Annotated in this window: 9 protein-coding genes and 1 pseudogene; 7 read left to right on the plus strand and 3 right to left on the minus strand. The window is 46.7% G+C overall.

What is annotated here, in order from left to right; all coding sequences use genetic code 11:
- Positions 1 to 32 precede the first annotated feature (32 nt).
- Positions 33 to 1,952 (plus strand): PAS domain S-box protein, encoded by a 1,920-nt coding sequence (locus PVOR_RS07820; protein WP_006208607.1) that lies wholly within the window; start codon positions 33 to 35, stop codon positions 1,950 to 1,952.
- Positions 1,953 to 2,141: 189 nt separating this feature from the next.
- On the opposite strand, the gene PVOR_RS07825 is transcribed toward PVOR_RS07820, so the two are convergent.
- A complete protein-coding gene (locus tag PVOR_RS07825; protein WP_006208608.1) occupies positions 2,142 to 3,854 on the minus strand; it encodes a cellulase family glycosylhydrolase in 1,713 nt (570 codons plus the stop codon).
- 287 nt (positions 3,855 to 4,141) lie between these two features.
- Between PVOR_RS07825 and PVOR_RS30975 the strand changes: the two genes are divergently transcribed.
- Positions 4,142 to 4,312 (plus strand): hypothetical protein, encoded by a 171-nt coding sequence (locus tag PVOR_RS30975; RefSeq protein WP_006208609.1) that lies wholly within the window; start codon positions 4,142 to 4,144, stop codon positions 4,310 to 4,312.
- On the opposite strand, the gene PVOR_RS31505 is transcribed toward PVOR_RS30975, so the two are convergent.
- Together PVOR_RS31505 and PVOR_RS07830 are read right to left on the minus strand one after the other, a co-directional pair.
- Entirely contained in the window at positions 4,309 to 5,295 is a 987-nt protein-coding gene (locus PVOR_RS31505; RefSeq protein WP_006208610.1) for a hypothetical protein, read from the minus strand. The genes PVOR_RS30975 and PVOR_RS31505 overlap by 4 nt on opposite strands.
- Positions 5,296 to 5,348: 53 nt before the next feature.
- A complete protein-coding gene (locus PVOR_RS07830; RefSeq protein WP_006208611.1) occupies positions 5,349 to 7,757 on the minus strand; it encodes a copper amine oxidase N-terminal domain-containing protein in 2,409 nt (802 codons plus the stop codon).
- A gap of 395 nt (positions 7,758 to 8,152) precedes the next feature.
- Between PVOR_RS07830 and PVOR_RS07840 the strand changes: the two genes are divergently transcribed.
- The 5 genes and pseudogenes from PVOR_RS07840 to PVOR_RS07860 all read left to right on the plus strand — a co-directional run.
- Complete coding sequence (locus tag PVOR_RS07840) at positions 8,153 to 8,467, plus strand: ArsR/SmtB family transcription factor (protein ID WP_228030130.1); 315 nt, start codon at positions 8,153 to 8,155, stop codon at positions 8,465 to 8,467.
- Positions 8,468 to 8,537: 70 nt separating this feature from the next.
- A complete protein-coding gene (locus PVOR_RS07845) occupies positions 8,538 to 9,020 on the plus strand; it encodes an SRPBCC family protein (RefSeq protein WP_006208613.1) in 483 nt (160 codons plus the stop codon).
- A 257-nt stretch (positions 9,021 to 9,277) separates the two neighbouring features.
- A complete protein-coding gene (locus PVOR_RS07850) occupies positions 9,278 to 10,282 on the plus strand; it encodes a C45 family autoproteolytic acyltransferase/hydolase (RefSeq protein ID WP_006208614.1) in 1,005 nt (334 codons plus the stop codon).
- A gap of 21 nt (positions 10,283 to 10,303) precedes the next feature.
- On the plus strand, positions 10,304 to 10,894 hold the full coding sequence (locus PVOR_RS07855) for a hypothetical protein (RefSeq protein WP_006208615.1): 591 nt from the start codon (positions 10,304 to 10,306) through the stop codon (positions 10,892 to 10,894).
- Between the two features lie 155 nt (positions 10,895 to 11,049).
- Positions 11,050 to 11,262 (plus strand): annotated as a pseudogene (locus PVOR_RS07860) (hypothetical protein); the annotation flags it as partial.
- Between the last annotated feature and the right edge of the window lie 5 nt (positions 11,263 to 11,267).

Genomic DNA, 11,267 nt, shown 5'->3' on the forward strand with positions numbered 1-11,267 from the left:
TGTATAATAATCGATATCAGGAGGTGCAGAGTATGAGTGATGTCAATATTTTTGGCCATCAAGCTTTGTTTGAACATGTTTACAAAAGTGCCCCAATTGGCATTGCCCTGGTTACGGTAGAAGGGCATTGGATCAGCGTAAATCCTGCGGCTTGCAAAATGTTCGGCTACACAGAGGAAGAATTAATGGCACAGCCGGCATCCGATTATGTTTATTCTAATTGCATTAATAATAAAGAGAAGCTGCTCCATTCCCTGGATGATACGTCCTCAACCATAGCGGTTGAGAAACAATTCTCACATAAAGACGGCAATCAGATCTGGGCATCGATGCACGTATCCCTGGTTCGGGATGACAAGGAGAATACCCCTTTATTTTTCATTTCGCAAATCGTTGATATTACTGATAGTAAAGTCGCCGAGCAAAGGCTGCAGGAAAGCATAGAGCGCTATACCTCGCTGAAAAAATATAACCACGATGCGATTATCTCCTTCAACCTGGAAGGAAAGATCATTAACGGGAACCAGATGGCAGAACAGCTGACCGGTTTTAAAATTCCGGAATTAATCGGAACGAAGATCTCGCGTTTAATCGGTGAACGCAACCTTTCCCGGATACTCTCTTCCGCGGCTGATTATGTTGCTGTCGAGAAAGGGATTAACGGTATCCATCACAGGGATGGGCATACGGTTGAAGTGCTGGCCACATTGGCGCCGATCGTCATTCATAACCAAAACGTGGGCTTCTACATCATTGCCAAGGACATGACGGAGCAGAAGCGGCTGATCATCGAGAAGGAAGCGGCCGAGAAGACCAACAAGGCGAAGAGCGAGTTCCTCGCCATGATGAGCCATGAGATACGCACACCGATGAACGGCGTCATCGGGATGACGGACTTGATACTGGAGACAGAGCTTGACGAGGAGCAGCGGGATTATGTTCAGATCATCAAGAAAAGCGGGACAACCCTTCTGAACATAATCAATGATATTTTAGATTTTTCAAAAATCGAATCAGGCAGAACCGAACTGGTGGAAGAAACATTTAGTCTAAGGATCGCTCTGTCCGAAACCATGAACATGATTCTGCCGAAGGCGCTAGAGAAAAATATCGAGGTGACCACTTCCGTAGCCTCCGAAGTACCGGATCAGGTCCATGGGGATGTGACCAAGCTTCGACAGGTATTGATGAACCTGCTTAGCAATGCAATCAAGTTTACACCCAATGGCGCAGTCTCCATCTCGGTTCAGTGCCTCAACCATGAAGGTAATCCGCCCCTTATCCAATTCTCCGTTGTGGATACGGGCATTGGCGTGCCAGAAGAGAAGGTTGCCCATTTATTTGAACCCTTCTATCAAGTGGATCATTATATGACCCGGAAGGTGGAGGGAACCGGATTGGGTCTGGCTATCTGTAAAAAGCTCGTTAAACTGATGGGCGGGGATATATGGTACGAACGGAATCTTAACGGGTCAGGATCTGTGTTTGCGTTTACGGTTGATTTCTCATTTAAAACAAATGCTGGCGGTATACAGAACAACGGGACCATCCAAGAGAATCATGTTTCCGGCAATGAACTTAGAATTTTGATCGCAGAGGATAATGAGGTTAATCAGCTGGTCCTTAAGAAAATGCTTGAGAAGCTGGGATACAATTCCACCACGGTCCAGAATGGACTTGAGGCCGTTGAGGCATTTAAACGTCATCCGTATGATATTGTGTTCATGGATATCCAAATGCCGTTCATGGATGGAATGGATGCGGTCAAGGCTATTAAAGAATCCATATCATCCGAAAGAGATCCATATATCGTGGCGGTGACAGCCCATGCGATTAAAGGTGATCGCGAGAGGTATTTAGAAATGGGCATGGATGAGTATGTAAGTAAACCCGTGAGCATGCATATGATATCGGGGATTATCGATAAATTTCTGGCTGAAAAAAAAGTATAGTTGAAGCATGATAAGATGAGAGCTCAAGTGATATCACTTGAGCTTTTGTTCATTCTACTGTTGGATAAAATACAGGAACCATACAGCATGCTGCTGTCGCCCCTCGGCTAGAAATTTCGCTGGATAGAATGAGGACAACGGCCTGCTGGAAGAATTTCCGGCAGGCCGTTGTTATTGGTGATATGTCGTTTATGATACGTTTCCGGTGACGCTGCTGCCGTTTTTTGTGATTTTGTAGGTGATGATCTCCCCGCTCCAGAAATGGAATTTGAGAATGATCTCGCCGTCTCGGACTTCATTGAAGAAGGCCGGCTTCAGTTTGATTTCACCGCTGGCATAGGATGGAGAGAAGGTATACTCAAACTCCTTGAAGGAGGTCCAGTCCTGTGGCCCTGCATTCCCACCCGTGGCATATACGGCCTCCATCGTAGCAAGCTGATCCCCATTGAAGGTGGTTGGAATGCTGAAGGAAGCAGTGGAGCCCTGCGTGCTGCGCAGCACAGGTTTATCGTTCTGAATGACCCTGAAGTTCCAATCCGCTCCACGGTTGAACTTGGCCGTCAGTACGGCATTTACGCCGAGCTGGCCCGAAGAGGTCAATCTGGTTAGCAGTCCGGATTTAAAAGTGATGGAATTTCCGCTTAAGACGTAGTCCTGTCCGGCTGTTAAGAGCTGTCCGTTCGTGCGGATCTCGGATAACGTGTTGCCGTTAAGGTTCAACGGAATGCTTTTGTCCTGGACAGCCGCCCCTTTTTTCACGAATACAAGATCCGTGTCAGCCGTAGAGGAGCGTCCGCTCCAACCCGCCTTCATCATGTTATAAAGCTCGGGATCGGACCAGGTGAAGGCCGTTCGATTGAAGTGCTGGCCGTTATCCCATAACATATGTGTGATGTTTTTCTGCTTGAGATAATAGGTCAGGTATTCAAAAAACTTCAGTTTTTCCCCCTGCTCAATGACCCCGGTGTTCTGATCGAAGCCAAGCAGTCCATATTCACCCAGGATGACAGGAATACCTCTGGCAATAAAGGTGTTGTACACGTTGTTGAATGTCTGGTCGATGTCGTTTCGGGTATCGGTTTCAAAGCGAGTGTATCCCGCAATATTAACGCTAAACGGCCAGAATCCATAATAATGAACGGTGGCAATGAGATTGGAATCATTCAGTTTGGTCATGGTGTTGTAGAGCTCGTTCATTCTGGTCTGGGTCGGCGAAGCTTCCAGGGTAGACAGCACAAGCGGGCGTACAGCGTTCTGCGCTCCAGAGCTGCGTACAATCCGGTGGAATGAGACATTGAGCTCATCCAGCATCTGAAAGGCCTTGGTTTCGCTGGTGGTACCGCCATCCGAGAAGCGGGGTTCATTGACGCTTTCAAACATCAGTTTGCTGGAATGGTTCTTGAAACGATTGGCGATTTGGGTCCAGACGGCGTTGTACTTGGCTACAACCTCATTGCGGTTGTTCTCCATATGGCTGATCCATAACCATGAATCGTGATGAACATTGATCATGACATACAAATTGGCGTCAAGCGCCCAATCCACAACCTCCTGTACACGATTCATGTAGGAGGCATTGATGGTGTAATTCGGTGCGCTGCCGATTTGGTTATTCCAGGTTACGGGAATTCGGATGCTCTTATAGCCTTGAGCCGCGATTTGATCGATCAGAGCCTTGGTGATGCGCGGATTTCCCCAAGCGGTCTCATCGGACCCGACGGAATCAAGCGAATTACCCAGATTCCAGCCCGGCTGCATAGCATTGACGTAAGCTTGGGGACCGCTGCTCAGCGGGCTGATTTGGTCTGCCTCTGCTGCTGATGTTAAGGATGGAATTAGTGAGAACAGCATAGCGGCGATCAGCGTGAAGGACAGTAAAGATTTCTTTGTTAAGTTTATCATTAGCATCTCCTTTGTAATGAAGTGGTCAAGAGCTGTTTGCTGATAAAACTTCATGATGCGCTCATCAGACGGTGGAATTTTCAGCTCCCGTCCCGCTAGGGGCTTTCAGGGGTTAGACTTCACCTCCTTAAATCGAATCTGGACATACTGTCAATAAATAGATTGAAAACGCTTTCTAATTAATAAATTATCATATTTTACCATTCGGAAGTACCCGACTAATTTATCCGAAAATCATGCAGAAATTAGTTATAGTGATGAGAAGTTCTAGAAAAGAGGGAGGTACGGTGCGAGGAAGAAAAAAGAAGCTGTCCCTCAAGGTCAAGGTTGACCGGGAGGACAGCTTCTTGGGATTTAAGCGCGATGTTTGGCTGGAAGCCAGCCGCTTCGATTACACAAATCGCTTGCTTAAGGAGTTGTTGGAGCAGGAGTTCCTGTCTTTAATATCAAAGTTTTAGATGGTAAAGAGAGCGGTGTAGCGGACTGCGCACTTGAAGCTTTCTTCACATCTTTTGTTTGGCACGGAGTAAACATATACGGCGTACTCCGTATATGCTGTAATATCCTTGCCTGAAACATCCTTGGTTGGGATATCAATGAGAGTCGAGATATCTTTATTTGTTGGCTTGATGGTGGCTTTCGTATCTTCTTTGCCAGCTGCTTCTGCTGCTATTTGCAGGTTGAAGTCCTTCATCTGTGATTTCTCAACAAACAATACACGATAGGCATCGATACTCGTTTCATTGACAGCTTTTTTGAAATCAACTTGAAGTTTCCCGCTTGCATCCAATTTGGCTGTAAGGGCTGTGGTTTGGATCGGGTTCGGGATTTCAAACTCTTTGGACGATTTAGACATAGCGTTTGTAGTGGAAACTGTACCATCTGCTACCACAAGAACGAATACTTTGTATTTATATCCGGATTTAACATCCTCACCATTTACATCTTTTACACTAGCAGACAGAGTTGTCTCTACCTTGCTGTTTGTTGCTGCAACTGAAGTGTACCAATTTCTATCGGTTATTCTATTGGCATCATCCAATCCAAATCCTTGATCTGATGGTACCACCATGATTCGGTATTCATTAATGCTACCTGTAGCAGGAGAGAATCTAACGACAACATCACTGCCATTCCCGTTGGTGCTTTCAATCCCGGCATACACATCCGAAGGAACCGTTACCGTGGTGCCCGTAAGTTTAATCGGTGCGGATGGTGCGGATAGCGTTGATAGCGCGTTGTTTCCATTGTTGCTTACGGACAAGACGAATACTTGATAATCCACCATATTTTTAATCGGCTGATCGTCAACATCTCTTGTATCAGGTCTTAGAGCTTTACTGAAATCGAAGCCAATCGGCACACTGTCGTAGTTGTTTATTCCTACGTTGTTAGCTTGAGCTACTTTAAAGTTAGCAGCGTTAGCTTGCTTCACAACCATGATCCGGTACTCTCTGATGTTGGTTTCATTTGCAGCCTTCTTAAAGGATACTTTCAGATCGCTTGCATTATTGTTGTCTCCAGCATCAGCTTGACTGTAACGTCCGCTACCGCTCCTACTTCCGTCACGCCTTGAATCGTAACCGCTGCAGAGGCAGAGGAGAGAGCGTTGGTATAGTTGGAGTAGCTGTTGCCTAGTGATAAGACGTACACGCGATAGCTGGAGCCTCTTTGAATAGGTTCCCCGTCGGAATCCAGAGTCGTGCTGGCCAAATCCCGAGTGATAGTGCTGCCGGTTTTGTTAGCTATGGTGTAATATCTGTTGGCGTAGGCTTGCGACAATGTCAGGTTCTTGGAGGACTTCACGACAAAAATCCGGTAATGTTCGATGTAGCTTTCACCATAAGCAGGGCTGAAGGAAACCCTCAGGTCGCTTCCGTTTCCGTTATTGCCGATGACCGTCAAGGACGGCGTAGAAACAGGATTTACATTCTGATTGTTGTTCCCAAGCGTGATGGATGCATAATCGGATAGGGCATTGTTATTGCTCGAATATCCTACGGACAGAACATACACCCGGTAACTGACGCCACTGCGAATCAGATCTCCGTCGATATCACGGCTGCTGGAATTCAGGACTTGCGTCATGTAGCTGTTGCTGCTGCTGTTCTTGCTAATTTGCGTATAATAATAGCTGTTTAAGCTGTTTGCTCTGTACAGATCAAAATAACTATTCGATGATTTTACAACGAATACTTGGTAGTGACTAATATTCGATTGATCAGACGGGCGGTAGAATGAGACCTGCAGGTCACGCCCATCATTGTAGTTGTTCACGTCGGTAACGGACAGGCTGGTAACCGCGCCAACATTATAACTGGAACTTAAAATGATGGAATTCGATGGAGCAGACAGAATGTTGTTATTGTAGTTGTTGTTGTCCACAGCCATAACGAATACACGATAATACACGCCGCTGCGAATGGTTGCTCCATCCACGTCTCTGGCACCCGATGCCAGCGTCAAGTTGTTGATGTTATTGCCTGTTTTGTTGACGTGGGTATAGTTGTAGCTGGAGATGGAATTGGCTTTGCTTAAGTTGAAGCTGCTGTAATTGCTGTCCTTGACAACAAAAACCCGGTAAGAGTTAATGCTGGACTCGTTGGACACCTTGTTAAAGCTTACACGAAGATCACGGCCGTCACCGAAATCAGCGATATCCGACACCTGTGTAATGTAAGGAACTGTTGCATTACCTGTGCTGAGCGTGATGGAAGCAGAACCTGAAGACAGATTGCTTGCAAGTGCGCTTTCATTGCTGCTGACTGACAGTACAAACACGGTATAAGACACTCCGCTGCGGATGAGCTCTCCTGAAGTATCACGAGCGGAAGAACTCAATGTCGTTGACAGCGTGGTATTCGTTGAGCTGGTTTTGTTCACCGTTGTGTAGTTTTGACTCGATACGGATTTGGCTGCTGCTACATTGAAGTTAGCTGCATCCTTCGTTTTTACGGTGAATACGCGATAGTTGGTTACATTGCTTTCGTTCTGAGCGCGAGTGAAGCTGACCTGCAAATCACGGCCATCGCCGTTGTCGCTTATATCGCTTGCTTTAACATTGGTTGCTCCATTAACCGAATTGGTATTGGTCAGCGTCAATGAAGGCGATGCCGAGGAAAGGGCATACGTGCCGCCTGATTTGCCTACTGCCAATACGTAAGCTTTATAAGCCTGGTTATCCCGGATCAGGTCGCCATCAATGTCTCTTGAACTTGATGTGAGGACCTGTGAGCGATCCGACCCTGCAGGGTATACCGTAGTGTAATTTGCTGAAGATATGCGCGTTGCATCCGCTTGGCTGAACGTTTTGGACTGCTTAACAATCATCACGCGATAATGCGAAATCAGGGATTCGGTGGATGATTTGGAGAAGCTGACCTGCAAATCACGTCCATCTCCGGCATTGCCGATGTCTTTTAGAGTTACATAGCTCACCGGTACAATGTAGGTATTGTTACCTCCGCCTGAATCATTTGTTGTCGTGACGGTGACCGTTTTCGTTTTGGAATTCCAACCGATTTTCTGACCGAGGGATTCACTTACGAAACGTACAGGCACCATCGTGTTGCCTTTCAGGTTTTTCGCCGGAACATCCAGCGCTACAGTTTGGTTGTTGATAGTAGCCGTCTTGGAATTAATCTTAAGAATGACGGTAGTGCCATCCTTGACTGCTGTGACGGTTTGCGTTTTTTGATTCCATTTGACCGTTGCGTCCAGTGCTTCGAAGATGGATCTCATCGGAAGCATAACCCGTCCTTGAATCATAACAGGCGCTTGAGGCGTATACAGCTTGACGCCGTCAATCAAGACGCTAATGTTCACTGCCGCCTGTGCCTGTGTTTGGAATGTCATGGGGATTAACAGTATAGCTGCTAGCAAGGCAGTCCATATTCTTTTCACACACTCAACCTCCTGAATTTTGCTTGTTATTATTTTCCTCTACAATATGACGCATTCGCTCAGAATAAAGTTTCAACTATTACATCGGCAATTAAAAATTATTTTTTAGGAGCAGATCACAAATAAAGGAAACCGCTACTCTCGCACCCATAGGCGATCCATAGGGTGCAGCAGGGTCTGCCTCGCATCAGATTGACCTTGTTTCCGCAAGGAAGCCCGGGGTCTTTCCATTGTTTAGACAGAACCGAGACGAATACCATTCAGCATTTCAGGCTTAATAGCCCTAGTTCGATACATTTCGTTGCCAATGAGAAGCTGCTGAATCCGTTCAACAATGTAAATTCACATTATATAGCTTTACAGAAATATAACTATAAAGTAATATATTGAATATGATGAACGATAATCTTTTTGAAATATTAGCGGAACCCAATCGCAGGACCATTCTTGATTATTTGCGTGTAAAAGAGTGTACAGTGGGAGAGATTGTAGATCTAATGCCGCTCAGTCAACCGGGCGTGTCGAAACATCTGCGGATTTTGCGTGAAGCGGGACTTGTGTCTCTTCGCAAAGAAGCCCAAACCCATGTATACAGTCTGAATGCCAGGCCGCTGGAGGAAATTCATGACTGGCTGGAGCCTTACCGGAAGTTTTGGTCGAACAAGCTGGATGACTTGGAGAGAATCCTTGATCAGGATGAATCTTCTTAACAGTCCCAACGAATCTTAAGTTTGATAAAGCGATTTTGTTCAAAATGGGCATTTTTGAGGAGGGTAAACAATGTTAGCCGTTGTACAGCAAGACGAGTTTGGAACGAGTGTCCGGTTTGAGCGCCGATTGAAGCACTCAGTGGAGAAGGTGTGGTCATATCTGACTGATAACGAGAAGCTGACCCAATGGTTCTCCGAACTGAAGGTGGAGGATTTGCGCCTGGGCGGAAGAATGACCTTTGATATGCAGGACGGGAATTTCGAAGAAATGGAAATAACGGACTATCGGGAGCTGTCGGTGCTGGAATACACTTGGGGAGAGGACCGGGTACGCTTTGAACTGTATCCTGAAGCCGAAGGCTGTCGCTTGGTGCTCATTGAGAAAATAACCAAGATCACAGATCATACACCGAAGGATATTGCCGGCTGGGATGTATGCCTTGACGTCATTGAAGCACTGCTTGAGGGAAGAACGATGGAATCCCGCAAGGACGTGTGGTCCGCGAAATATGAACAATACGTTCAGCAGTTTGAAGCATTGCCCCGTCAATAAGATGAAACTGCTCCTCCCAAGTATGTTGACATGCTTAGGCAGGAGCTTTTTCTATAGATATCGGCTTGATAAGATATCAGCGGTGCTGATGAAATTCGATATATGGCAAGAAAACCTGCCTACGAATCGTGGTCGCTCATCCTGGGATTGGTGTCGCACAGAGGTTTTTTTATTGGAAGGAGGGTGAATTACATCTATAATCGGGTAAGGGATATATTTCCTATGCCGATAGTAAACCTGGATGGAGGGGGTTCAAGATGACGGATTATACCGTTCATATCATGCAGCTTCGAGGCGACAACTACCATAACGGACTTAAGCTGGGTCGCAGCCTGCAGAATCAATCGATATTACAAGCCTTTGGAGCGGCGACCAAGCCGGAGATTGATGCGGAACAGATGAAGGCCATTTATAACGAGTTTGCCCCGCAGCTTGTAGCCGAGTTGGAGGGATTGGCAGAAGGGCTCAGATTATCGTTCAAAAAGACTGCAGCTCTTCTCGGCGGATATGATGTTCCGAAGATCGATGCCATGGGCTGTTCGGCCATGATCGCTCCAGCATATTACATAAGAAACTACGACTTCACGCCTGCGTTTTACGATGGTTATTTTACTATGGCCCAATCGGGGCAAGGACTGGCGACCGCAGGCTATAATCTGCAGGCGATAGGGCGGCATGACGGTATAAATGAAAAAGGACTTGCGGCCGGGCTTCATTTTGTCAGCTTTGAAGGATACCGGACGGGATTGTCTTCGTGGATCAGTGTTCGAATGATATTGGAGTCATGCGCTACAGTAGAAGAAGCAGCTTACATGCTGCGCCATATTCCCCATGCGGCCTGTTATAACTTTTCTCTGGGCGATGCGCGAGGAAATTCGGCGGTGGTTGAGGCAAGTCCGGATGAAGTCGTTACCCGAGCGGGCGATGAAGTTCTTGCCTGTGTCAACCATTATGAAGCATTGGCGGGCAAAAACAGGCCTTCCATTGAGCATTCCCTTCGTCGTAAATCTTACATCGAAAGCTTGGGCGCCCAGCGCCTGACCCATGCGGAAGCATTTGGTCTGTTTAAGGACCGTCAATCCCCGTTGTTTTATACGGATTACGATAATTTGTTCGGGACGCTGCATACCTTCTCTTATTCCTTTCAAGAAGAAAGAGTGATGACCTCGCTTGCACAAGGGGAAGTGCTCGATTTTTCATTCAGGGAATGGGCTGAGGGCAAGGATATTCCGGAAGTGATGATGACAGGGTTCATCGATTGATTCAATGAGGAGGTGTGTGTGGTGATTAAAGCTCGGGCAGCGGGAATATCGATGGGGGTGTTAGCGTTAATGTTATGTATTTTCTTGTCTGGCGCTGATCAAGCGGATGAGGAAATTACGCTCCATAACGAGATAAACACTCCCTATTATTATCGGATGCTCTTGTCTTATGCCCCGGACCAACAAACGGTGGAAAGGCAATACGGCAAGCCTGATATCGTAAGAAAAGAGCAGGATTACACCTACGAGATTCGCAAAATGCCAGATGGCAGCGAGCTGATCACTTTTTATACTTCCAACAGCGGTCATCTCATGGATCAGTGGCGTCTTAGCCGCCTCCCGGAACGAAGCGAGTTTGAGGCCTTGATCCCCGAGGTAACGCTTGCTCAGGATGTTAAGCAGATCGATCCTTATTTTCAGCTGATAGCTGATCAAACCGATGAAACAGGAACAAGCGAGCATCGACTCCGGGATTCCGGGTTAGTTACGATTAAATATAGGCACGCGGATGGCAGATGGATCATGGATTCGATCCAGTACATGGATCAGGATCCGTCGGGTTTTGTTTCCAAGCTGAGGGCGGAAGACCGGGCTGGATTTTGGAGCTCATAAGTAAACCGTATGTTTTTTATAGATAATTTGTGAGGAAGCAATTCCCTTCCAAGTGAAGGAGATTGCTTTTTGTGCTGCTAGTTTCCTCTGAATGTTAGAACATTCTGTGACGCTGCCACACTCAGGCCGCCCTCTGTGTTTTCTTTGGCGGATTTGTTATAGCAGGCAATCTGGCCGGAGTGCCCCTGCACCGGTTCGTGCTTCAAACGGCGGAAGTGGATGCCATGATGTTCAGTCCGAGCATCCATGGTATCAGTTATGGCTATGCGGCGCTGCTGACGCTGCTGTTCTCGGGAATTGTCATGGTCTCCATGCATTACAAATTGAAACGGATTGATATGATTGAAGCGCTGAAGTCCGTGGAATAGCTATA

Source organism: Paenibacillus vortex V453, from assembly GCF_000193415.1.
Classification (GTDB): Bacteria; Bacillota; Bacilli; order Paenibacillales; family Paenibacillaceae; genus Paenibacillus_AQ; species Paenibacillus_AQ glucanolyticus.

What these genes read in the sequence shown, in the direction of transcription:
- PVOR_RS07820 (WP_006208607.1), top strand. Translation starts at nt 33, where the DNA reads ATGAGTGATGTCAATATTTTTGGCCATCAAGCTTTGTTTGAACATGTT.
- PVOR_RS07825 (WP_006208608.1), bottom strand. Translation starts at nt 3,854, where the DNA reads ATGATAAACTTAACAAAGAAATCTTTACTGTCCTTCACGCTGATCGCC.
- PVOR_RS31505 (WP_006208610.1), bottom strand. Translation starts at nt 5,295, where the DNA reads ATGGTTGTGAAGCAAGCTAACGCTGCTAACTTTAAAGTAGCTCAAGCT.
- PVOR_RS07840 (WP_228030130.1), top strand. Translation starts at nt 8,153, where the DNA reads ATGAACGATAATCTTTTTGAAATATTAGCGGAACCCAATCGCAGGACC.
- PVOR_RS07845 (WP_006208613.1), top strand. Translation starts at nt 8,538, where the DNA reads ATGTTAGCCGTTGTACAGCAAGACGAGTTTGGAACGAGTGTCCGGTTT.
- PVOR_RS07850 (WP_006208614.1), top strand. Translation starts at nt 9,278, where the DNA reads ATGACGGATTATACCGTTCATATCATGCAGCTTCGAGGCGACAACTAC.